The sequence below is a fragment of the Nocardioides okcheonensis genome, from assembly GCF_020991065.1.
In the GTDB taxonomy this organism is placed as follows: Bacteria; Actinomycetota; Actinomycetes; order Propionibacteriales; family Nocardioidaceae; genus Nocardioides; species Nocardioides okcheonensis.
The window spans coordinates 4,052,709-4,074,821 of record NZ_CP087710.1 but is presented as its reverse complement, the minus strand read 5'-3'; the positions used below and the strand labels follow the sequence as shown (position 1 = coordinate 4,074,821).

Here is a 22,113-nt window from a genome sequence, read left to right as displayed (position 1 = left end):
CCGTTAGCCTGCGGGCATGACCGAGATCACGGGGCACAGCGGCGAGCTCGCCGTCCACGTCGCCCGCGCGCACGGCGTCGAGACGATGTTCACCCTGTCGGGGGCCCACGTCTTCCCGATGTACGACGGCGCGGTGAAGACGCAGCAGGAGGGACAGGGGCCGGCCGTGCGCCTGCTCGACGTGCGCCACGAGCAGACGGCGGCGTTCGCGGCCGAGGCGACCGGCAAGCTCACCCGCGTCCCGGGCCTGGCCGTGCTGACCGCCGGTCCCGGCGTCACCAACGGCATCAGCGCGATCGCCCAGGCCCAGTTCGCCGGGTCGCCGATGGTCGTCGTGGGCGGACGCGCCCCGCAGAACCGGTGGGGCACCGGCTCCCTGCAGGAGCTCGACCAGCCCCCGATCATCGCGCCCGTCGCGAAGTCGGCGCGCACCCTCATGACCGCCGCCGACGTCGCGCCCGGCATGGACGAGGCGTTCACGCTCGCCCGCTCCAGCCACCGCGGACCGGTCTTCGTCGACGTCCCGATGGACGAGTTCTTCGCCCCCGCGTCGGGCGAGGTCCGCGAGGGCCGCGGCGAGCGGATCGAGCCCGACCCCGACGCGATCGCGGCCGTCGCCCGGCTGCTCGCGGAGGCGCGGCGCCCGGTGCTGGTGCTCGGCACCGACGTCTGGGCCGACCACGCGGAGCAGGCGGCGCTCCGCCTCGTGGAGGACCTGGGCGTCCCGACCCTCACCAACGGCATGGGCCGAGGCATCGTCCCCGGCGGCCACCGCTCGCTGGTCACCAAGGCCCGCGGGGCCGCGCTCGCCGGCGCCGACCTGGTCGTCGTGGTCGGCACCCCGCTCGACTTCCGGCTCGGCTACGGCGTCTTCGGCGGCCCGGAGAAGAACCCCGAGGGCGCGTTCGCGCGGGTCGTGCACGTCGCCGACTCCCCCGCCCAGGTGTCCGGCCACGCCGACCTGGCCGGGTCGGTGTCGGGCGACCTCATCACCGTGCTGGAGGGCCTGCAGGCGGCGGTCGAGCGCGGCGCGAAGCCCGACTGGTCCGACTGGGCCACCCACCTCGCCGACCTGGTCGCCGCCGCCACCGAGCGCGACGCCGCGCTGCTCACCGCGGAGGCCGACCCGATCCACCCCGCCCGCATCTACGGCGAGCTCGTCCCCCGCCTCGCCGACGACTCGGTCGTGATCGGCGACGGCGGCGACTTCGTGTCCTTCGCCGGCAAGTACGTCGAGCCCCAGCGTCCCGGCGGCTGGCTCGACCCCGGACCGTACGGCTGCCTCGGCGCCGGTCTCGGCGCGGCGATCGCGGCCCGCATCGCCCGTCCGAGCGCGCAGGTGACGCTGCTCCTCGGCGACGGTGCTGCCGGCTTCTCGCTGATGGACGTCGACACCCTCGTCCGCCACGACCTGCCGGTCGTCATGGTGATGGGCAACAACTCCGCCTGGGGCCTGGAGAAGGGCCCGATGCAGATGCTCTACGGCTACGACGTGGTCGCCGACCTCGCGCAGCGCACGCCCTACGACGAGGTCGTGCGGGCCCTCGGCGGCGCGGGCGAGACGGTCACCGACCCCAAGCAGATCGGCCCGGCCCTCGACCGCGCCTACGCCGCGGGCGTCCCCTACCTCGTCAACGTGATCACCGACGTCGAGGCCGCCTACCCGCGCAGCACCTTCGGGATCTGAGCGTGCAGGTCAGGCTCGCCCGTCCCGAGGAGCACGACCGGGTCGGCGAGCTGACCGTGCGGGCCTACGCCGCGTTCACCCTCGGACCCGCCGACCCCTACGTCGCGGTCCTGCGCGACGCGGCCGCACGGGCCGCGGGCGGCGAGCTCTGGGTCGCGGTCGACGGTGACCTGCTGCTCGGCAACGTCACCTACTGCCCGCCGGGTTCGGCCTACCGCGAGGTCAGCCGCGACGACGAGGGCGAGTTCCGGATGCTCGCGGTCGACCCCGAGGCCCGCGGCCGGGGCGCGGGCACCGCCCTCGCCCGGCTCTGCGAGGACCGGGCCCGCACGCACGGCGCGGTCGCGATGGCGCTCTCCACGCTGGCGGAGATGACCGACGCGCACCGCATCTACCGCCGCCTGGGCTACGACCGGGACCCGTCACGCGACTGGTCGCCGCTGCCGGGGGTCGAGCTGCTCGCCTTCGGCAAGCGGCTCTGACCTCAGCAGCCGCGCGCGGTGGTCGGGTCGTCGACGTCGTCGAAGCAGACGGTGGTGCCCGGCAGCGCGACGACGCGGTCACGGCCCGTCATGGTCCAGGACCAGAGCTGCCAGGACCCGTCCTCCGTCGCCGTGGCCGACACCACCTGGCCCGCGGCAGTCAGCCACGTGCGGTTGTCGTCGGCGTCCTCCAGCGGCACCTCGCCGACCGGCTCGAGCGCCACGATCCGGTCCTCGCGCTGCACGAGCAGCCGGACGAGGGTGGGGTCGGAGGCGGACGTGACCACGAGCGCCTCGCCGTCGGAGAAGATGCTCTCCGGCTGCACGGTCGCGACCCGCGGGTCCGCGACGTCGAGCTCGTGCTCGAGGGTCCGCCCGTCCTGCCCCTCGACGACCAGCACCGGCGGATCGCCCGCCTCGACCCGCATCGAGAACGGGTAGCCGTCGGTGACCTCGGCGCCCTCGCCCACCCCGATCGACCCGGTCGCGGGCGTGAGGTCGGGGACCTGGTCACCCGAGTCCGGACCACAGTCCTGGATGTCGAAGACCAGCTCCTTGCAGCCGGCCGGCTCGGGGCGGAGCACGCCGTCGTCGCCGAGGCGCCACGACCAGGTGTCGAGCACGGTCCCGGGGAGCTGCGTCGAGGTCATCCCGGTCCGGGCGAAGGACTCCCGCGACTGCCCGGAGAAGAGCGTGCCGCCGTCGATCCAGTACTGGTGGGTCCGGTAGAGGTCGTAGAACTCGGTCTGGCTGCCCGGCACCTGCAGGTCGCCGCGGAGCAGCAGGTCGGGCTCCTCCGCGACCGCCTGCACCAGCAGTCCGTCGCGGAGGTCGAAGACGAGCGGTGCCCCTCCCGCCCCGTCGTCGAGGGAACCGTCGAACACCACCAGCTCCTGGTCGCCGTCACCGTCGGCGTCGATGACCCCCTCGGCCGCCATCCCGATGGTCGACGCGACGTCCGCGACGCCGTAGGCCTCCTCGCCGGTGCTGCTGAGCGTGGTCTGCAGGCGGATCCGGCCGTCGAAGGTGCCGTTGTCCTCGGCGAGGAACTCGACCCTCTCCTTCGTCCCGTCTCCGTCGAGGTCGACCCGTGCCGGCGTGGACTCGAGGCCCGTCCCCCAGTCCCGGCCCACGTCCGCGGGGAGGGTGACTCGTGGGCCGTCCGGCTGCGGGGCGACGTCGTCGTCCGAGCGCGGCCGGCCGCCGACGCCCTGGACCACCACGCCCAGGACCAGCAGGACGACCGCGGCCGCCGCCAGCAGGGTCCACGGCGAGCGCCACGCGGGACGCAGCGCGACGACGGACGTCGACGCCAGGGGCTCGAGGTCCTCGGGGCGGACGAGGTCGGCGCGTGCGGCCAGCGCGGCGCGGAGGCGCTCCTCGAGCTCGGGGACCGTGTCGTGGGCGCTCATCGCTGCTCCTTCCCCGAGGTCGTGGTGGTCGTGGTCATGGCCTTCTCCAGCGCCGCCAGCGCGCGGCTGGCGGTGGACTTCACGGTGCCCTGGCTGATCCCGAGCGTCCGGGCGATCTCGGCCTCGGACAGGTTCGACCAGTAGCGCAGCACCAGCACCTCACGCTGCCGCGGCGCGAGGGTCTGCAGCGCGGCGATCACCTCGCGGTGCTCCTCGGCCAGCACCGCGCTGTCCTCGGGCGTCGGTGGCGACAGCTCGTGGGGTGGTGAGTACGCCCGAGCGGTGCGGCGGCGGCGCAGCGCGGAGCGGGCGGTGTTGACCACCGACGTCCGCAGGTAGGCGAGCGCCTTCGACGGGTCGCGCACGGCGTCCGGGCGTCGGGCGAGCGCCGCGAACGCGTCCTGCACGACGTCCTCGGCGGAGGCGAAGTCGTCGACCAGCAGCACCGCGAGCCGCACCAGCGGCAGCCGGTGGGCAGCGTAGAGCTCGGTGATCTCCACCGTCGGCACCATCGGGAGGGTCCTCGCGCTCATGTCTGGTAGACGTGTCTGCGACCCTCAGGTTGCCCCACCGCCGCGCTTTTGTTGAGGAAGGCCCCACCATGTCGCAGCTCGAGCCCGCCACGCTGACCTTCGTCGTCGGCGACGACGACACCGCCCTGGCCGTGGGCAGCGGGTCGCTGCCGGTGCTCGGCACGCCCCGGCTGCTCGCCTGGCTCGAGGCGGCCACCTGCGCCTGCGTGGCACCCGTCGTGCCGGAGGGGTCGACCAGCGTCGGCACCCGCGTCCAGGTCGAGCACCTCGCTGCCAGCCGGGTCGGCGCCGAGGTCGAGGTCACCGCGTCCAGCGCCTACGTCGACGGCCGGCTGCGCCGCTTCACCGTCAGCGCCCGCGACACGGGCTCGGGCAAGGTCCTCGCCGCGGGCGAGGTCACCCGGGTCGTCGTCGACGCGGAGCGCTTCCTGTCGCGGCTGTGACCCGACGTCACGACCGGCGTCCGGACGTGCAAAAGTCCCCGCCGCTGGCGGGGACTCTCACGATTGACGTGCGGGAGCGCGTCAGGCGTTGGGGCGCTTGCCGTGGTTCGCGCCCTTCTTCTTGCGAGCGCGGCGCTTGCGTCCGGTCTTGCCCATGTCGTCCTCCTGGAATCGGTGCTCGGGGCAGTCTGTCAAAGCCACCCCGTGGGGGGCGAATCGGGCGGGCGTCGGTCAGTCGACGCGACGCTCGGTGATCTGCACGCTCACCTCGCGCAGCTGCAGCCGCACGCGGTCGCGCAGGGACTCCGGCGCAGCCTCCGAGCACGAGCGCTGGACCAGCTGCTTGACCGCGCGCTGCAGGTCGTAGCGCTCGAGGCAGGGGCCGCACTCGCGCAGGTGCATCTCCACCACGGCGCAGTCGGCCTGGTCGAGCTCGTTGTCGAGGAGGTAGACGATGCGCTCGATGTAGTCGACGCAGTCGTCGCGCCCGTGCTCGTGGGAGCCGTGCTCGTGCTGGCTCATGCCTTCTTCCCCCCCTCGGTGGCCGCGTCGACGGCGGACGCCGGCAGCAGGTCGTTGGCGCGGACGTAGTCGGCGAGCATGTCGCGCAGCTGGCGCCGTCCCCGGTGCAGCCGCGACATCACGGTGCCGATCGGGGTGTCCATGATCTCCGCGATCTCCTTGTAGGGGAACCCCTCGACATCGGCGAGGTAGACCGCGAGCCGGAACTCCTCGGGCAGGCGCTGGAGCGCGTCCTTGACCTCGGAGTCGGGCAGGTGCTCGAGCGCCTCCATCTCCGCGGAGCGCAGACCGGTCGAGGAGTGCGACTCGGCGCGGGCGAGCTGCCAGTCCTCGACGTCCTCGGACATCGACTGCTGCGGCTGGCGCTGCTTCTTGCGGTAGGAGTTGATGTAGGTGTTGGTCAGGATCCGGTAGAGCCAGGCCTTGAGGTTGGTGCCGGGCTTGAACTGGTGGAAGGCGCTGTAGGCCTTCGCGAAGGTCTCCTGCACCAGGTCCTCGGCGTCGGCGGGGTTGCGGGTCATCCGCATCGCCGCGCCGTAGAGCTGGTCGAGGAAGGGGAGCGCGTCGCGCTCGAAGCGTGCCGAGCGCTCCTCGGAGGACTCCTCCTCCAGGGGCTTCTCGGTGGCGGACGTGTCGTCCGTGAGCGATTCAGTCATCGCGTCCCACAGTAGCGCTGTGGACGCAGCGTCGACGCCGCGCTCCCGGCCTCCGGGTCGTTCGAGGATCAGTGACTGCACACAGGTCCCAACACGTCACCCCCGTGAACGATTCCCGGCCACCTCCCGCACCAGCCACTCGAGCGTCGACTCCACGACGATGCCCATCGCCTCGTCCTGGGTGACCTCGCCCTGCGCCGGGACCTTGAGGCCGTGGTCGCCGCCCGGGACGACCACCAGGTCGAGGTCCCTGGCGTCGTCGGGGAACTCCTCCGGGCGACCCATCGGGTCCCGCTCCCCCTGCACGACGAGGGTGGGCAGGCCGACGCCCAGCAGCTCCGGCAGCCGGGTCGCCTCGGTCCGCCCGGGCGGGTGCAGCGGGAAAGACAGCGCCAGGCAGCCGCTCGCCCCCAGCGACCTCGCCGTGCGGGCCGCCGACCGGGCGCCCGCCGAACGACCGCCGACGACGAGGGCGTACGCACCCGCATCACGTCGGCGGCACGGCGCAGCGCCGCGTCGAGGGTCGGCGGCGCGGTCGCGACCTTGCGCCCGGCGACCCGCCACGGCTGCTCGAACAGCACGACGCTCACGCCCTGGGCGGGCAGGGCGTCGGCCAGCGCCCAGAGGTCGCGCGACTCGACGCCACCCCCGGCGCCGTGGCTCAGCAGCAGCGTCGCGATCGGCCGCGGCGACCGTCGCGTGTGCAGCCGGCCCTCCCCGTGCGGGGTGTCGACGCTGCGGACCGTCGCCCGCCTCACCGGTCCGCCTCGGGACCGTCAGGCTCGAGCGGCAGCGGCTCGACGAGCTCGGGACCGTTGTTGCGGACGTTGCTGACCAGGCGCGGCACGGCGTAGGCCTCGAGCCGACCCGGCGCGGCCGGCACCAGCAGCGAGGTGTCTCCGGGCGTGGTCGGGTCGAGCCACGCCGCCCAGCGGTCCCGCTCCACCATCAGCGGCATCCGGTCGTGGATGTGGCCCAGCGAGTCCTCGGCCTCGGTGGTGAGCACGGTGCACGTCCAGCGGAAGCGGTCGGGGTCGTCCTCGGCCTTCGACGGGTCGCGCCAGATCTCGTAGAGCCCCGCCATCGCGAGCACGCCGCCGTCCTTCGGGCGGATGAAGAAGGGCTGCTTGACCGGCTTGCCCTTCGCGTCCGTGCGCTCGGTCGGGTACCACTCGAAGTAGCCGTCGGCGGGCAGCAGCGCCCGACGGGTGGCGAACGCCTTGCGGTAGGCGGGCTTGTCCGCGACCGTCTCCATCCGGGCGTTGATCATCCGGTTGCCGATCGAGGGGTCCTTGGCCCACGACGGCACCAGGCCCCACGTCAGGACCCGCAGCTGGCGCTGCGGCGGTTCGTCCGAGCCGCGCGACGGCGGCCGCTCGACGACCGCGTAGACCTCCTTGGTCGGCGCGACGTTGTAGTCCGCGGCGAGCGGGGCCGCGACCCGGCTCTCGACGACCTCGAACTCGTCCACCAGGTCGTCGGCCTCGCGCGAGGATGCGTAGCGTCCGCACATGCCCCGACCCTAGCCGCGGGCGAGCCGGTCCAGCAGCAGGCCTGTCGTCTCGTCGGTCGCCGGGATCCCCTCCACCCAGGTCCGGACGGCGGCGCCCGTCCCCGGGGCGGCACCGACCAGCGTCCCCAGCAGCCGCACCCGCCGCTCGAGCCGGTCGTCGCGCCGGGCGAGCACCGCCACCCGGTGGCTGCCCAGCCGGGCGACGGTCTCGTCGCGGGCGAACACGGTCCGGGCCATCTCGCCGGTGCGGGCCAGCCGCATCGCCCGGGTGAAGTGGTCCACGGGCTCGTCCGACGGGTCGCCGAGCGGCGGCGCGCACACGACGAGGACGTGACCGGGCGGGACGTCCCCGCCGACCCGGTGCAGCTCGGACAGCCGGCTGCGCAGGTGGGCCTGGCTGGAGAGCCCGGTGAGCGGGTCGTCGCACGAGAGCTGGTTGAGGTAGCCGAGGGTGGTCTCGCCCCACGCGTTGACCACCGCGGACACCACGTCGTAGGGCGGGTCCTGGCCCGTCACCCCACGCGTGGTCTCCCTCAGCCCCTCCAGCACCTCGTGCAGCGACGCACCGTCCCTCGCCAGGTCGCGTCCCACCGCGGCGCAGGCGTCGAGAACCCCCGCTCCCGAGGCGAGCGCCTCCCCCACGGCCCGGAACCGGTGCGGCAACCCCGACCGCGTCCCCGGAGCACCAGGCCCGCTCGCCCCAGGAGCGGGTGCCGCGGTCCGACGCCACCGTCCGGCGAAGATCCTCACGGCTCACCCCCCACTGGGTCTCGTTCTCCCCGGTGTGACGGCGCCCGGCCGCAGTCATGACGCGGACCAGACCGATTTTCTCCACTTCTTGCGACGCAGTCCCCGCAGCGCCCCGCGAGGTCTAGAGTCGCCAGCACCCGGCACGCCGGTGCCGGGTGCGTCCTGGAGCGGCCATGAGCACTGCCACGAGCGTGGAGCTGCCGGGGGACGCCGAGCTCATCTCGGCGGTCCGCGGTGGGGACGTCGACGCCTACGGGGTGCTGTTCGAGCGCCACGTCGAGGCGGCGCGCCGGCTCGCGCGCCAGCTCGTCCCGGCCGGTGACGTCGAGGACCTCGTGTCCGACGCCTTCATCAAGGTCCTCGGCGTGCTGCGGCGCGGCGGCGGACCCGACGTCGCGTTCCGCGCGTACCTCCTGACCGCGCTGCGCCGGCTGCAGGTCGACCGGTTCCGGTCCGGCTCCCGGCTGCAGACCACCGACGAGATCGAGGCCTTCGACCCGGGCGTCCCGTTCCGCGACACGGCCGTCGAGGGCTTCGAGAGCACCGCGGCCGCCGCCGCCTTCGCCTCGCTCCCCGAGCGGTGGCAGCTGGTGCTCTGGCACACCGAGGTCGAGGGCGACAAGCCGGCCGACATCGCCCCGCTGCTCGGGATGACCCCCAACTCGGTGTCCGCCCTGGCCTACCGCGCCCGCGAGGGCCTGCGCCAGGCCTACCTCACCCAGCACGCCGCCGCCCTCGACGACGACACGTGCCGCTGGACCCACGACCAGCTCGGCGCCTACGTCCGCAACGCGACCTCGCGGCGCGACGCGGCCAAGGTCGAGCACCACCTCGCGGAGTGCCGTCCCTGCACGGCCGTCTACCTCGAGCTCACCGAGGTCAACTCCCACCTCGGTGCGCTGCTCGCGCCGCTGCTGCTCGGGTCCGCCGGTGCGGCGTACGTCGCGGGCGCCGCCAGCGGAGCGGCGGTGCCCGTCGGCCTCGGGCTGCTGCTCGGGCGGGTCAGGGACACCGTGGTCGCCAACGCCGGCACCGCGGCCGTGGCCGGCGTCGCCGCCAGCGTGGCGGTCGTCGGCGGCGCGGTGGCGATCGGCCTGCGGCACGCCGACCGCGCGGTCACCGACGTCTCGGCCGGCCAGCAGCCGGGCGCCACCGCACCCGCGGTCCCGGACCCGACGGCACGACCACCGAGCGGCGCGCCCCCCGGCGGCCGGGAGACCCCGTCGCCCTCGCGCCGACCCCGACGTCCTCCGTCCCCGTCCCATCGTCCGACCCGCCCACCTCGCCCGGGGCCGCGCCGACCCCGGAGCCGACGTCCGCTCCGACGCCGGAGCCGACGTCCTCGCCCACGGACCAGCCGACGGACGAGCCGACGGACGAGCCGACGTCCAGCCCGACGCCGACCCCCACTCCGACGCCCGCCCCCACTCCGACCCCGACGCCGACGCCGACGCCGACGCCGCCGGTCACCCCCACCCCGACCCCGGAACCCACCCCCACGCCCACTCCGGAACCCACCCCGACGCCCACTCCCACGCCCACCCCGACGCCGACCCCGACGCCCACGCCCACCCCGACGCCGACCCCGACGCCCACGCCCACCCCGACGCCGACTCCCGACCCCGACCCCGACCCCGACCCGGTCGACGTGGCCGTCACGGGCTCGCTCGCCGGCTCGGTCCCCTTCGTGCGGGCGAGCATCTCCGTCGCCGGGCTGGCCGCCGACGCGACCGGGCAGCTCGAGGTCGAGCTGCGCGGGGTGCTGGCCGCGTTCGACGTCGACGAGCGCTGCGACGTCCGGCGCACCGGGCTGACCTGCGCGGTGGCGGGCGGGTCGGGGCCGGTCGGGTTCAGCATGCTGGCGCTCCCCGGGGCCACCGTCACCGCCACCGTCACGCCGGCCGCCGACGACCCCGACCCGGCCAACAACACCTGGCGCGCGGTCCTCGACTGACCTCTACCCCTGCGGACGGGGCGACCTCCCCCGGCGATCGTGTAGACAAGGGACATGACGATCACCCGGTTGCTCGCCCGTCCCATGCTGGCCTCCACCTTCGTCGTCGGAGGGATCAACGCCCTGCGCAACTCCGAGGCGCACGCCGTCAAGGCGAAGAAGGTGACCGACAAGGTCGTCCCGATGGCCCAGCAGGCCGCGCCCGGCGCCCCGATCCCCACCGACGCCACGACCCTGGTCCGGATCAACGCGGGCGTGCAGATCCTCGCCGCGGCCGCCCTCGCCACGGGCCGCGCACCCCGGGTGAGCGCCACGGTGCTCGCCGCCTCCCTCGTCCCCACCACCCTCGCCGGCCACCGGTTCTGGGAGGAGACCGACCCGAAGGCCAAGGCCGCGCAGCGCCTGCAGTTCATCAAGAACACCTCCATCCTCGGCGGGCTGCTGCTCGCCGGCGTCGACACCGATGGCCAGCCCGGCCTGGCCTGGCGGGCGCGGCGGGCCGCCGCCGACGTGCGCCGTGAGGCCAAGCAGGTCGCCAAGGACGCGCGCCGCGAGGCGAAACTGGCCAAGGCCCAGCTCTCCTGACCTCGATAGGGTGCGCGGGTGAGTGAGCCCGCACCGCCCCTCGACCCCTGGCCGGCCCCCCGGCCCGTCGCGCCGGTCGACCGCGTCGTCTCGCTGCCCGGCAGCAAGTCGCTGACCAACCGGGCGCTGCTGCTCGCCGCGCTCGCCGACGGCCCCAGCGTCGTACGTCGTCCGCTGCGCTCGCGCGACACGCTGCTCATGGCCGCCGCGCTGGGCTCGCTCGGCACCGGCGTCGAGGACCGTGACGGCGACTGGCAGGTCACCCCACAGGCGTGGGACCGCGACGCCGACGTCGACTGCGGCCTGGCCGGCACGGTGATGCGGTTCGTGCCGCCGGTCGTCGGGCTGGCCCGCGGCACGGTGCGCTTCGACGGCGACCCGCACATGCGGCTGCGCCCGGTCGGGCCGATGCTCGCCGCGCTCACCGCGCTCGGGGTCGACGTCGCCGACGGCGGCCGCGGCGCCCTGCCCTTCGACGTCCGCGGTGCGGGGTCCGTCCCCGGCGGCACCGTGACGATCGACGCCAGCGCGTCGTCGCAGTTCGTCTCGGCGCTGCTCCTCGCCGGCGCCCGCTACGACCGCGGCGTCGACGTGCGCCACGTCGGCAAGCCGGTGCCCTCGCTCCCGCACATCGAGATGACGGTGCAGATGCTGCGCCGCCACGGCGTGGAGGTCGACGACGCCGACGCCAACCGCTGGGCGGTCGCCCCGGGGCCCGTGGCCGCCGTGGACCACCACATCGAGCCGGACCTCTCCAACGCCGCACCGTTCCTCGCGCTCGGCGCGGCGACCGGGGGCCGCGTGACGGTCCGGGACTGGCCCGCCGAGACCACCCAGCCCGGCGACGAGCTGCGCGAGGTCCTCACCCTCATGGGGTGCGAGGTCGTGCACCGCGACGGCGACCTCACCGTCTCCGGCCCCGACCGGCTGCAGGGCGTCGACCTCGACCTGCACGACGTCGGCGAGCTCACCCCCGCGATCGCCGCGCTCTGCGCGCTCGCCGACTCCCCGTCACACCTGCGCGGGGTGGCCCACATCCGGGGCCACGAGACCGACCGGCTGACCGCGCTCGCGACCGAGCTGGGCCGGCTGGGGGCGGACGTCACCGAGCACGACGACGGCCTCACGATCCGCCCCGCTCCCCTGCACGGGGCGACGTTCCGCACCTACGCCGACCACCGGATGGCGCACGCCGGGGTGATCCTCGGCCTCGCCGTCGACGACGTGCTGGTCGAGGACGTCGCCACCACCGCCAAGACCTTCCCCGACTTCGCGGCGGCGTGGAGCCTGGCCGTGCACGGTGGTGCGGGGTCGTGAGCGGCCGCTACTCCGAGCACGACCACGAGCACTACGAGCGCCCCCGCCGGCGCACCCGCCCCCGCACCAAGGACCGTCCGACCTACGCCGACGCCGTCGACGCCCGGGTGGTGACCGTCGACCGCGGCCGGTTCACCCTGCTGCTCGAGGGTCGCCGGGTGATGGCGATGAAGTCGCGTCCGCTGGGCCGCAAGGGCGTCGTGGTGGGCGACCGGGTGCGCGTGGTCGGCGACACGAGCGGCGCCGACGGCTCCCTCGCGCGGATCGTCGAGGTGGTCGAGCGGACCACCACCCTGCGCCGCACCGCCGACGACGACGACCCCGTCGAGCGGGTCATCGTCTCCAACGCCGACCAGCTCGTCGTGGTGACCGCGCTCGCCGACCCCGAGCCGCGCCCCCGGCTGATCGACCGCGCGCTCGTCGCGGCCTACGACGCCGGCATGTCGCCGCTGCTCTGCATGACCAAGTCCGACCTCGCCGACCCCGAGACCCTCCTGTCGACCTACCGCTCGCTGGGGGTGCCGTGGGTCGTCACCCGGCTCAGGGGCGAGGGGGCGGGCGACCTCGCCGAGCTCCGCGAGCGGCTCAGCGGTCGCACCAGCGTCATGGTCGGGCACAGCGGCGTCGGCAAGTCCACCCTCGTCAACGCGCTCGTGCCCGACGCGCACCGCGAGGTCGGCATCGTCAACGCCGTCACCGGTCGGGGCCGGCACACCTCCACCAGCGCGTACCTCCTCGAGCTCCCCGGCGCCGACGGGTGGATCATCGACACCCCCGGCATCCGCTCCTTCGGCCTCGCGCACGTGCAGCCGGAGAACCTCATCGAGGCGTTCCCCGACCTCGACGAGATGACCGAGACCTGCCCGCGCGGCTGCACCCACGGCGCCGGCGAGCCCGAGTGCGGACTCGACGAGGCGGTCGCGGCGGGCGAGGCCGATCCCGACCGCGTGGAGTCGTTCCGCCGGCTGCTCGCCGCGCGCGAGGGCGCGACCGACTGGTGACTGCGAATAACCTGTCGCCATGCCCCTCTCCGGTTCGGCTCGATCCGATGACCACACCGACGACCTGAGGCTCGCGCACCTGCTCGCCGACGACGCCGACTCGCTCACCCAGGCACGCTTCAAGGCGCTCGACCTGCACGTGATGAGCAAGCCCGACCTCACCCCCGTCACCGACGCGGACCAGGCCGTCGAGGAGGGCATCCGCCGCACCCTCTCGCGGGTCCGCTCGCGCGACGCCGTCGTCGGCGAGGAGCAGGGCACCACCGGCCACAGCCAGCGGCGCTGGATCGTCGACCCGATCGACGGCACCAAGAACTTCGTCCGCGGCGTCCCGGTGTGGGCCACCCTGATCGCCCTCGCCGTCGACGACGAGGTCGTCCTCGGCGTGGTCTCGGCGCCGCAGCTCCAGCGCCGCTGGTGGGCGTCGGCCGGCAACGGCGCGTGGACCGGCCGCTCGCTGCTCAAGGCGACCCGGTGCGAGGTCTCCGACGTGCGCCGCCTCGAGGACGCCTCCCTCAGCTACTCCTCGCTCTCGGGCTGGGACGAGCGCGACCGGCTCGACGACTTCGTCTCGCTCTCGCGCCGCTGCTGGCGCACCCGCGCCTACGGCGACTTCTGGTCCTACATGCTGCTGGCCGAGGGCGCGGTCGACCTGGCCGCCGAGCCCGAGCTCGCGCTCTACGACATGGCGGCGCTCGACGTCATCGTGCGCGAGGCGGGCGGACGCTTCACCTCCCTCGACGGCACCGACGGGCCCTGGGGCGGCAACGCGCTCGCGTCCAACGGCCACCTCCACGAGGCGGCGCTGTCGTTCCTCGGCACGACCGACGACGACGGCTCCGACCCCGACGTGCCGCGGCGCGGACCCGGGTCGGTGAGCAGCCTGCGCGCCCGGCAGGCGCCGCCCGTCCTCGACTGAGGCCCGCTCCTCCGGCCCCTGTCGCGCCGGCCCACGCCTCGCTACGGTGGGACACCGGCCGGACCGCCGACCGGGACACGGAGGAAGGCGGAGACGATGAAGATCAGCGACGTGATCCACGCCAAGCCCACCCAGGACGTGGTGACCATCAGTCCGGACGCGACCGTGCGCGAGCTGGTCGCCCTGCTGCACGAGCACAACGTCGGCGCCCTCGTGGTGAGCGACGACGGGGCCACCGTCAGCGGCATCGTGAGCGAGCGCGACGTCGTGCGGCGCCTGCACTCCGACGAGGCCGTCCTCGACGCCGCGGTGCGCGACATCATGACCGCCGACGTGCGCACCTGCGCGGCCGGCGACGCGCTCACCGACCTGATGCAGACCATGACCGCCCACCGCATCCGGCACGTCCCGGTGGTGGCCGACGGACGCCTGACCGGCATCATCTCCATCGGGGACGTGGTCAAGAACCGCATCGGCGAGCTCGAGTTCGAGCGCGACCAGCTCGACAGCTACGTCCACCAGACCTGACCGCCCGACCCGATCGCCGGGTCGGCACCCAACGATTGGAGCAAGCGTGAGCGAGAAGCCCGACGTCGACCCGCACATGGGCGAGGTGCCCGCCGACCTCGAGGTCACCGACCTCGTGGAGGGCGACGGCGCCGAGGCCACCTCCGGGTCGACCGTCTCGGTCCACTACGTGGGCGTGGCCCACTCCAGCGGCGAGGAGTTCGACGCCTCCTACAACCGGGGCACCCCGCTGCAGTTCCGCCTCGGCATCGGCCAGGTCATCTCCGGCTGGGACACCGGCGTCCAGGGCATGAAGGTCGGCGGCCGCCGCCGCCTCGTCATCCCGCCGCACCTGGGCTACGGCGACCGCGGCGCCGGCGGCGTGATCAAGCCGGGCGAGACCCTGATCTTCGTGGTCGACCTGCTCGAGGTCCGCTGACCCCGAGCCCGACCCCGCGCCTCACTGCTGGGCGTCGTGGACCAGGATCGCGACCTGCACCCGGTTCTCGACGCCCAGCTTGGTGAACAACCGTCCGACGTGGGTCTTCACCGTCGGCACCCCCATGAACAGCTCCGCGGCGATCTCGGCGTTGCTGAGGCCGCGGGCCACCCCGTCAGCCACCTCGCGCTCGCGCTCGGTGAGCACCGCCAGGACGTCGCGGGCCTCGCTCGCCCGGTCGCGCACGTCCCCGGCCGGCTCGGCGCGGGTCACCGCGGCGATCAGCTGGGCGGTGACGCTGGGCGACAGCATCGGCTGGCCGGACGCGACCGCGCGGATCGCCTCGACCAGTCGGGCCGGCGGCGTGTCCTTGAGCAGGAAGCCGGCGGCGCCCGTGCGCAGCGCACGCAGCACCATGTCGTCGGTGTCGAACGTGGTCAGCACGATGATCTTGAGGTCGGGGTGCGCGGCCAGCAGCTCCTCGGTGGCGCTGAGCCCGTCGCGCACCGGCATCCGGATGTCCATCAGCACGACGTCGGCGCCCGACGCCGGCACGACGGTGAGCGCCTCCTCGCCGTCGCCCGCCTCGGCGACCACCCGGATCCCCGACCCGCCGCCGAGCATCATGCCCAGGGCCGCGCGCACCATCGGGTCGTCGTCGACGACCGCGAGCGAGATCTGCGCCGTGCCGTCTCCCGAGGTGCCGCTCACGAGTCCCACGGTATCCATGCCCGCACGGCGTAGCCGCCGGTGGGCTCGACGCCGTGGCTGATCCGGCCGCCGGCCAGCGCCGCCCGCTCGGCGAGGCCGATCAGGCCCAGGCCCGACGCGGGCAGGCCGGACCCGCGGGGCCGCGCGACGGGCGCCGCGTTGCGCACCTCGATGCTCAACCCGTCGGCGGGCGTGCCCGCGAGGTCGACGGTCACCGTCGTCCCGGCCGCGTGCTTGCGCACGTTGGTGAGGGCCTCCTGCACGATCCGGTAGGCCGTGCGCCCGGTCGCGGCCGGCACCTCCCCCCCGACCCGGTCGGTGAGGCGTACGCGCATCCCGCCGCCCGCCTCCTCGGCCACCAGGCCGGCCACCGCCTCGATGCCCGGCTGCGGTCGCTCGGGCAACCCGTCGGTCGGCCGGGCCGGGTCGCGCAGCACGCCGAGCACCGCGCGCAGGTCCGACAGCGCCCGGTGGGCGTTCTCCTCGATCGAGCGGGCGGCCGTGGCCTGCTCCTCGGCGGACAGGTCGGAGCGATAGCTGAGCGTCCCCGCGTTCATCGCCACCAGCGAGATCCGGTGGGCGAGCACGTCGTGCATCTCCCGGGCGATCCGGGTGCGCTCGGCGGCCTGCGCCTGCGCCACCCGCGCCTGCTGCTCGCGCTCGGCGGTGAGGGCCCGGTCGCGGTAGGACTCCACGAGCTGGCGCTGGGAGCCCATCGCGTTGCCGGTGGCGACGAGGATGCCGTTGACCAGCACCCCGAAGGCGAGGGCCACCCACAGCGGCAGGGCGTCCTCGGAGATGCCGACGCGCTCCTGGACCACGCCGGACAGGATGCTCAGCGGGACGACCAGCGCCAGCAACCGCCAGCGGCGGTGGGAGGCCAACGACCCCACCACCCACGAGGCGGGACCCGCGCTGGCGGCCGAGACGCAGCCGAAGGCGGTCACCACCAGGGCGATCGTCGCGGGGTACCGGTGGCGCCACCGGACGAGCACGAACGACACCAGCCCCAGCGCGGGGTCGCCCCACAGGAACCACGTCATGGCGGCGCCGGAGGCGCGCTCGGTCGCGCTGACCAGCGGCGCGCCCCACACCAGCGCGCTGATCACGAGGGCGAGGACGTAGCGCCAGGTCGAGCCCCACCGGCCGACGCGGGGCGCGAGGTCGTCCTGTCGGCGCGGCATGCCCCGAGCGTAGGACCCGCGTGACCCGGTCGACGTCCGACCCGGGTATCGCGGGGCACCCCGAGGTCGATACCCCGGTCGGACACCGGCGACCCCTGCGCCCGATGTGGTCGACCTCCCGGCCGAGCAGGCTGGAGCCATGATCACAGTCGAGAACCTCACCAAGCGCTACGGCGGGTTCACCGCCGTGGACGGCATCTCGTTCGAGGTGCGACCCGGCAGCGTCGTCGGCTTCCTCGGACCCAACGGAGCCGGCAAGTCCACCGCCATGCGGATGATGACCGGGCTGACCCCGGCGACGTCCGGGCGCTCCACCATCCTGGGCCAGCCCTACCGCGAGCTGCACAACCCGGGCCGGCAGGTCGGCGTCATGCTCGACGCCTCGGCCCAGCACCCCGGCCGCACCGGGCGGGAGGTGCTGCGGGTCGCCGCCGTGTCGGTCGGCGTGGGCAAGCAGCGCGTCGACGAGGTGCTGTCGCTGGTCGGCCTGACCGACGAGGAGGCCGGCCGCCGGGTCCGCAACTACTCCCTCGGCATGCGCCAGCGCCTCGGCCTCGCGGCCGCGCTGCTCGGGGAGCCGCAGGTCCTGATCCTCGACGAGCCGGCCAACGGCCTCGACCCGCAGGGCATCCACTGGATGCGCGGGCTGCTGCGCACCTTCGCCGACGGCGGCGGCACCGTGCTGCTGTCGAGCCACCTCCTGCACGAGGTGCAGATCGTCGCCGACGACCTGGTCATGATCGGCCGCGGCCGGATCGTGGCGATGGGCTCCAAGGAGGAGCTCCTCAGTCGGGGCGGCACCACCGTCCACTCCACCGACGACGCCCGCCTCGCGGGCCTCCTCGAGCAGGCCGGGGTTGCGTTCTCCCGCACCGGCAACGGGCTCGTGGTCGACGCCGAGGCCGCCGTGGTCGGCAAGGTCGCGGCCGCCGAGCAGGTCGTGCTCCTCGAGCTGCGCTCCGGCGGCTCCGAGGGCCTCGAGGAGATGTTCCTGGGCCTCACGGCCGCCACCTCTCGCGAAGGAGACGCAGCATGAGCACCGACGTCACCACCACCACCGCACCCGCCGTCGGCGGCTCCGCCGGCGGCCAGCACACGCCGACGCCCCTCGAGGGCCGCCCGGGCGTGCCGTTCGGCCGCACGCTGCGCGCCGAGCTGCGCAAGATGGTCGACACGCGGGCCGGGTTCTGGATGATCGTCGTGATGACCGCGCTCGCCGCGATCATCCTGGTCGCGGTCGTCCTCTGGGGCTCGGCCGAGGACTCGTCGTTCAACGGTCTGCTCCAGCTCTCCACGCTGCCGCTGGCCATGGTCCTGCCGATCCTCGGCGTGATGGCCGCGACCGCCGAGTGGTCGCAGCGCACCGGCCTGGTGACCTTCACCCTCGAGCCGCGGCGCGGACGCGTCGTGCTGGCCAAGGCGCTCGCGAGCCTCGCGTTCGCGGCCGTCGTGCTCGCGTTCGCCTTCGTCGCCTCGGCCCTCGTCAACGTGGTCGCCGGCACCGGCGAGTGGGACCTCCCCCTCGCGGCCGGCGCGGGCATCACCCTCGCCCTGATGCTCTACGTCCTGCAGGGCGTCGCGTTCGGCCTGCTGTTCCTCAACACGCCGATCGCCATCGTGGCCGTCCTGGTGCTGCCCAGCGTGTGGAGCATCGCCACCACGCTGATCTCGAGCCTCGAGGACGCCGGCGCGTGGCTCAACCTGGACCGCGTCACCGTCCCGCTGTTCGCCGGCGAGATGGGCGGCCAGGACTGGGCGCAGCTCGCCACCGGCGTCGCGGCGTGGGTGCTGCTGCCGCTGGCGGTCGGCACCTACCGGGTGCTCAACCGCGAGGTGAAGTAGCGACTGTCACCAGGGGACGTCGACCTCGACGTCCCCGGTGGCCACCCGGGCCGCCAGCCCGCCCAGCGTGACGACGTCACCGGGGGCGAGCTGGCGGCCCCGGCGCGTCTCGACCTCCCCGTTGACCTGCACCGCCCCGTCGGCGAGCACCGGCTTGGCCTCCGCGCCGGTCTCCACCAGGTTGGCCAGCTTGAGGAACTGGCCGAGCCGGATGGACTCGTCGCGGATCGGGACGTCGATGGGCTCGGGCATGGGATCAGTGAACCAGCAGGCTCAGCGCGTGGATCAGCACGCCCACGAGACCACCGACGATCGTGCCGTTGATCCGGATGAACTGCAGGTCCCGCCCGACGTGCAGCTCGATGCGGCGCGCCGCCTCCTTGCCGTCCCAGCGCTCGATGGTGTGGGTGATCACCGTGGTCAGCTCGGCGCCGTAGCGGCCGATGAGGAAGACGGCGCTGTCGGCGGCGTAGCGGTCCAGCCGCTCGCGCAGCGCCGGCTCCTCGCGCAGCCGCTGGGAGAACGCGTTGAGCTCGGCCAGGAGGCGTACGCGCACCGCGCCGTCGCGGTCGCGGACCGACGCGAGCAGCGCCGCGCGCATCGCCTTCCACAGCGAGATGGCGGTCGTCACCACCTGCGGGTGGTCGAGCAGACGCTCCTTGAGCGCCTCGGCCCGAGCGCGGGTCTGGTCGTCGTGGAGCAGGTCGGTCGCGAGCTGGCCGAGCATCGAGTCGAGGGCCTCGCGCGCGCGGTGGTGCGGGTCGTGGCGGATGTCCTCGAGCCACGCGAGCGCCTGGACGTGCAGCCGCGAGGTGACCGCGTCGTTGAGCTTGGGTGGCGCCCACCACGGCGCGCGCTCCTCCAGGACGCTGGAGAACGTGTCGGGGTTCTCCATCAGCCAGCGGTGCATCTCGTCGAGCGCGAGGTCGACGAGCCCGTGGTGCAGGTCGTCGCGCAGCACCTCCATCAGCATCGTCCCGAGCAGCGGCGAGATCGGCTCCTCGCGGAACCGCGGCACCAGTGCGTGCGTGACCAGGTCGGCGACGTGCTCGTCGCGGACCTTGTCCAGCGCGATCGCTGCGACGTCCGAGGCCTCGTCGACCACCCGGCGGGCGTTGGCGGGGTCGGCGAGCCAGTCGCCGACCCGGGCCGAGATCGTCGCGGCCGCGACCCGCTCGCGGATGATCTCCTCCTGCAGGAAGTTCTCCCCCACGAACTCCTCGAGGCCCTTGCCGAGCTCGTCCTTGCGCTTGGGCACCAGCGCGGTGTGCGGGATCGGCAGCCCCAGCGGGTGCTTGAAGAGCGCGGTCACCGCGAACCAGTCGGCGATGGCGCCCACCATCGACGCCTCCGCGCCGGCGTTGACGAAGCCCCAGAAGCCGTCGCGGCCGAGCGTGGCGACGTAGACGCACGCGGCGAGCACGAGCAGCCCCACGGCGAGCGTGCGCATCTGCCGCAGGCCGCGCCGGCGTGCCTCGTCTGCCCCCGGGTCCGGGGTGAGGAGCGGGACGGGACCGGTGCGGCTCGCGGGAGCGGTGGTCGGGCTGGCGGTCATGCGGGACATCCTCCCCCAGACCACGTGACGCGCCGCGTGCCAGAATGCGCCGCATGCCTCGCACCGTCATCACCTTCGGGACGTTCGACGTGTTCCACGTCGGGCACCTCCGCGTGCTCGAGCGGGCCGCGGCCCTCGGTGACCGGCTGGTCGTGGGCGTCTCCGCCGACGCGCTCAACGAGCGCAAGAAGGGGCGCGTCCCGGTCTTCAGCGAGCGCGAGCGGCTCGCCATCGTCGGCGCGCTCAAGGTGGTCGACGCGGTCTTCGTCGAGGAGAGCCTGGAGCAGAAGCGCGACTACATCGTCGAGCACGGCGCGGACGTGCTCGTCATGGGCGACGACTGGGCCGGGAAGTTCGACGAGTTCGGCGACGTCTGCGAGGTGGTCTACCTCGAGCGGACGCCGGCGATCTCGACCACCGCGATCATCGAGCACATCGCCGATCTCTGAGCGTCCCGGGGCCCGCCCGCTGGGTTAGGGTCTGACGCGAGATGACAACCAAGAGGACACACATGCGCAGAATCGTCACCACCGCCGTGGTCGTCGCCCTGTGGGGCGGTGCGGCGCTGTCTGCGCCGGCCGTGGCAGCCGACCACACCCGCCCCGCCGGCCGCCCCGGTGCGCCCTCGGTGCCGACCCCGGCCGAGGCGCTGGAGCTCACCCCCGAGCGGGCGCTGCCGACCCTCGAGGACGAGGCCACCCCGGGCGAGGCGCTCGCCACCGCCCGCCGGGTGCTCGGCGGCGACGCGCTGCCGCGCGACCCCTCCCCGACGATCGCGCTGCGCGACCTCTGGATGAAGAAGGACCGCCTCAGCGGCCAGCAGCGCCGGGTCGCCGAGAGCATCCTCGCCCGCCCCACCGACGGCGCCGCCGACAACCAGGGCTTCGGCTACACCGTCCCCGAGGCCGCGCCGCTGTGCAACGCCCGCCTGTGCGTCCACTACGTGCCGACCGGCACCGACGCCCCGCCGTCGGTCGACTGGGTCGCCCAGAACCTCGCGGTGATGGACTCCGTCTGGACCCAGGAGGTCGACCAGCTCGGCTACCGCGCCCCGCTGGCCGACGGCGCCCGCGGCGGCTCGCCGCTGTTCGACGTCTACCTCAAGGACCTCGGCGGCGACATCTACGGCTTCTGCGCCGGTGAGTCCAAGGTCAAGCGCCGCACCGCGTCGGGCTACTGCGTGCTCGACAACGACTTCGCCGCCTCCCAGTTCCCCAACGGCACCCCGACCGACAACCTGACGGTCACCGCCGCCCACGAGTTCTTCCACGCCGTCCAGTACGCCTACGACTACGCCGAGGACCCGTGGATGATGGAGTCCACGGCCACCTGGATGGAGGAGCGGATCGCGACGGCGGTCGACGACAACCGCCAGTACCTCCCCTGGAGCCAGATCTACGCGCCGTACCTCCCGCTCGACCTGTTCAGCCGCAACGAGGGCTACCAGTACGGCAACTGGGTCTTCTGGGAGTACCTCTCCACGCTCTACGGCAACGACATCGTGCACAAGGCGTGGTCGCAGGCCGGCTCGCTGAAGTCGGACGGCGGGAAGAACAGCATCGCCGCGCTGCAGAAGGTGCTGAGGAAGAAGGGCGGGCTGACCAAGGTCTACGCCAGGTTCGCCGCCGGCAACCTCACGCCGGCCGCCACCTACCCCGAGGGCGCGGCGTACCCGACCCCGAAGGTCCGCGGCGGCAAGGCGCTGAGCAAGAAGAAGCGCACCAAGCGGTTCAGCACCCGGATCAACCACCTCGCGTCCGCCTCCTACGTCTACGCCCCCGGCAAGGGCCTGGGCGCGAAGAAGTGGCGGCTGCAGGTCGCCGTCAACGGCCCGGTCAAGGCCACCTCGCCGGCCGCGGTCGTCGTCGTGCACCGCACCAACGGCAAGCGCCAGGTCAAGATCGTCAAGCTCAACCGCGCCGGCGACGGCCGGATGAAGGTGAAGTTCGGCGGGAAGCAGGTCGCCGCGGTGTCGGTGACCCTGGTCAACGCCTCCACCCGCTACCGCTGCGGCAGGAACACCGTGCTCGCGTGCAAGGGCCTGCCGCTGGACGACAAGGCGCGCTTCACCGTGACGGGGCGCGTCGTCAAGCGCTGACGC

General features: G+C 74.0%; 26 protein-coding genes and 1 pseudogene. 15 read left to right on the top strand and 12 right to left on the bottom strand.

The window, feature by feature from the left end:
• Positions 1-16: 16 nt before the first annotated feature.
• The gene (locus tag LN652_RS19830) at positions 17-1,687 is read left to right on the top strand and encodes an acetolactate synthase (RefSeq protein WP_230442306.1); all 1,671 of its coding nucleotides are present in this window, start codon (positions 17-19) and stop codon (positions 1,685-1,687) included.
• Between the two features lie 2 nt (positions 1,688-1,689).
• Entirely contained in the window at positions 1,690-2,169 is a 480-nt protein-coding gene (locus tag LN652_RS19825) for a GNAT family N-acetyltransferase (RefSeq protein ID WP_230442305.1), read from the top strand.
• A gap of 2 nt (positions 2,170-2,171) precedes the next feature.
• On the opposite strand, the gene LN652_RS19820 is transcribed toward LN652_RS19825, so the two are convergent.
• Complete coding sequence (locus tag LN652_RS19820) at positions 2,172-3,581, bottom strand: hypothetical protein (RefSeq protein WP_230442304.1); 1,410 nt, start codon at positions 3,579-3,581, stop codon at positions 2,172-2,174.
• On the bottom strand, positions 3,578-4,114 hold the full coding sequence (locus LN652_RS19815; protein ID WP_230442303.1) for a SigE family RNA polymerase sigma factor: 537 nt from the start codon (positions 4,112-4,114) through the stop codon (positions 3,578-3,580). Before LN652_RS19815 ends, LN652_RS19820 begins: the two co-directional genes overlap by 4 nt.
• A gap of 68 nt (positions 4,115-4,182) precedes the next feature.
• On the opposite strand from LN652_RS19815, the gene LN652_RS19810 reads away from it, so the two are divergent.
• Entirely contained in the window at positions 4,183-4,557 is a 375-nt protein-coding gene (locus tag LN652_RS19810) for a thioesterase family protein (RefSeq protein WP_230442302.1), read from the top strand.
• An 81-nt stretch (positions 4,558-4,638) separates the two neighbouring features.
• Here the strand turns inward: LN652_RS19810 and LN652_RS22195 are convergent, their stop codons facing one another.
• The 6 genes from LN652_RS22195 to LN652_RS19785 all read right to left on the bottom strand — a co-directional run bounded on the left by LN652_RS22195 (position 4,639) and on the right by LN652_RS19785 (position 7,911).
• Entirely contained in the window at positions 4,639-4,713 is a 75-nt protein-coding gene (locus LN652_RS22195) for a 50S ribosomal protein bL37 (protein ID WP_369759046.1), read from the bottom strand.
• A 75-nt stretch (positions 4,714-4,788) separates the two neighbouring features.
• Positions 4,789-5,079 carry a mycothiol system anti-sigma-R factor gene (rsrA, locus tag LN652_RS19805; RefSeq protein ID WP_230442301.1) on the bottom strand — a complete coding sequence of 97 codons (291 nt, stop codon included), beginning with the start codon at positions 5,077-5,079 and terminating at the stop codon, positions 4,789-4,791.
• Positions 5,076-5,735 carry a sigma-70 family RNA polymerase sigma factor gene (locus LN652_RS19800; RefSeq protein WP_230442300.1) on the bottom strand — a complete coding sequence of 220 codons (660 nt, stop codon included), beginning with the start codon at positions 5,733-5,735 and terminating at the stop codon, positions 5,076-5,078. Before LN652_RS19800 ends, rsrA begins: the two co-directional genes overlap by 4 nt.
• 96 nt (positions 5,736-5,831) lie before the next feature.
• A complete protein-coding gene (locus LN652_RS19795) occupies positions 5,832-6,299 on the bottom strand; it encodes an alpha/beta hydrolase family protein (RefSeq protein WP_230442299.1) in 468 nt (155 codons plus the stop codon).
• 190 nt (positions 6,300-6,489) lie between these two features.
• Entirely contained in the window at positions 6,490-7,248 is a 759-nt protein-coding gene (locus LN652_RS19790) for an SOS response-associated peptidase (RefSeq protein WP_230442298.1), read from the bottom strand.
• A 9-nt stretch (positions 7,249-7,257) separates the two neighbouring features.
• Complete coding sequence (locus tag LN652_RS19785) at positions 7,258-7,911, bottom strand: hypothetical protein (RefSeq protein ID WP_230442297.1); 654 nt, start codon at positions 7,909-7,911, stop codon at positions 7,258-7,260.
• Between the two features lie 260 nt (positions 7,912-8,171).
• Between LN652_RS19785 and LN652_RS22190 the strand changes: the two are divergent.
• The 8 genes and pseudogenes from LN652_RS22190 to LN652_RS19745 all read left to right on the top strand — a co-directional run.
• Positions 8,172-8,801: pseudogene (locus LN652_RS22190) on the top strand (RNA polymerase sigma factor); the annotation flags it as partial.
• An 845-nt stretch (positions 8,802-9,646) separates the two neighbouring features.
• Positions 9,647-9,952, top strand: a complete 306-nt coding sequence (locus LN652_RS19775; protein ID WP_230442295.1) for a hypothetical protein — start codon at positions 9,647-9,649, stop codon at positions 9,950-9,952.
• Positions 9,953-10,006: 54 nt separating this feature from the next.
• Complete coding sequence (locus LN652_RS19770) at positions 10,007-10,537, top strand: DoxX family membrane protein (protein WP_230442294.1); 531 nt, start codon at positions 10,007-10,009, stop codon at positions 10,535-10,537.
• 18 nt (positions 10,538-10,555) lie between these two features.
• Positions 10,556-11,854: a 3-phosphoshikimate 1-carboxyvinyltransferase gene (gene aroA, locus LN652_RS19765; protein WP_230442293.1), complete on the top strand. Its 1,299-nt coding sequence runs from the start codon at positions 10,556-10,558 to the stop codon at positions 11,852-11,854.
• Entirely contained in the window at positions 11,851-12,855 is a 1,005-nt protein-coding gene (gene rsgA, locus LN652_RS19760; RefSeq protein WP_230442292.1) for a ribosome small subunit-dependent GTPase A, read from the top strand. Before aroA ends, rsgA begins: the two co-directional genes overlap by 4 nt.
• A gap of 19 nt (positions 12,856-12,874) precedes the next feature.
• Positions 12,875-13,774, top strand: coding sequence for an inositol monophosphatase family protein (locus tag LN652_RS19755; protein ID WP_230442291.1), 900 nt, complete (start codon positions 12,875-12,877; stop codon positions 13,772-13,774).
• Between the two features lie 96 nt (positions 13,775-13,870).
• On the top strand, positions 13,871-14,302 hold the full coding sequence (locus LN652_RS19750; protein ID WP_230442290.1) for a CBS domain-containing protein: 432 nt from the start codon (positions 13,871-13,873) through the stop codon (positions 14,300-14,302).
• 76 nt (positions 14,303-14,378) lie between these two features.
• Complete coding sequence (locus LN652_RS19745) at positions 14,379-14,720, top strand: FKBP-type peptidyl-prolyl cis-trans isomerase (RefSeq protein WP_230444778.1); 342 nt, start codon at positions 14,379-14,381, stop codon at positions 14,718-14,720.
• Between the two features lie 21 nt (positions 14,721-14,741).
• On the opposite strand, the gene LN652_RS19740 is transcribed toward LN652_RS19745, so the two are convergent.
• Positions 14,742-15,431 carry a response regulator gene (locus tag LN652_RS19740; RefSeq protein ID WP_230442289.1) on the bottom strand — a complete coding sequence of 230 codons (690 nt, stop codon included), beginning with the start codon at positions 15,429-15,431 and terminating at the stop codon, positions 14,742-14,744.
• The gene (locus LN652_RS19735; RefSeq protein WP_230442288.1) at positions 15,428-16,615 is read right to left on the bottom strand and encodes a histidine kinase; all 1,188 of its coding nucleotides are present in this window, start codon (positions 16,613-16,615) and stop codon (positions 15,428-15,430) included. Before LN652_RS19735 ends, LN652_RS19740 begins: the two co-directional genes overlap by 4 nt.
• Before the next feature lie 139 nt (positions 16,616-16,754).
• Between LN652_RS19735 and LN652_RS19730 the strand changes: the two genes are divergently transcribed.
• Together LN652_RS19730 and LN652_RS19725 are read left to right on the top strand one after the other, a co-directional pair.
• Complete coding sequence (locus LN652_RS19730) at positions 16,755-17,651, top strand: ABC transporter ATP-binding protein (protein WP_230442287.1); 897 nt, start codon at positions 16,755-16,757, stop codon at positions 17,649-17,651.
• Complete coding sequence (locus tag LN652_RS19725) at positions 17,648-18,457, top strand: hypothetical protein (RefSeq protein ID WP_230442286.1); 810 nt, start codon at positions 17,648-17,650, stop codon at positions 18,455-18,457. Before LN652_RS19730 ends, LN652_RS19725 begins: the two co-directional genes overlap by 4 nt.
• Before the next feature lie 6 nt (positions 18,458-18,463).
• On the opposite strand, the gene LN652_RS19720 is transcribed toward LN652_RS19725, so the two are convergent.
• Positions 18,464-18,709 (bottom strand): RNA-binding S4 domain-containing protein, encoded by a 246-nt coding sequence (locus tag LN652_RS19720; RefSeq protein WP_230442285.1) that lies wholly within the window; start codon positions 18,707-18,709, stop codon positions 18,464-18,466.
• A gap of 4 nt (positions 18,710-18,713) precedes the next feature.
• Complete coding sequence (locus LN652_RS19715) at positions 18,714-20,012, bottom strand: DUF445 domain-containing protein (RefSeq protein ID WP_230442284.1); 1,299 nt, start codon at positions 20,010-20,012, stop codon at positions 18,714-18,716.
• A gap of 53 nt (positions 20,013-20,065) precedes the next feature.
• Here LN652_RS19715 and LN652_RS19710 point away from each other — a divergent pair, with 53 nt between their 5' ends.
• Both LN652_RS19710 and LN652_RS19705 read left to right on the top strand, forming a co-directional pair.
• Entirely contained in the window at positions 20,066-20,461 is a 396-nt protein-coding gene (locus tag LN652_RS19710) for an adenylyltransferase/cytidyltransferase family protein (RefSeq protein ID WP_230442283.1), read from the top strand.
• Between the two features lie 62 nt (positions 20,462-20,523).
• A complete protein-coding gene (locus tag LN652_RS19705; protein WP_230442282.1) occupies positions 20,524-22,110 on the top strand; it encodes an MXAN_6640 family putative metalloprotease in 1,587 nt (528 codons plus the stop codon).
• The last annotated feature ends 3 nt before the right edge of the window (positions 22,111-22,113 follow it).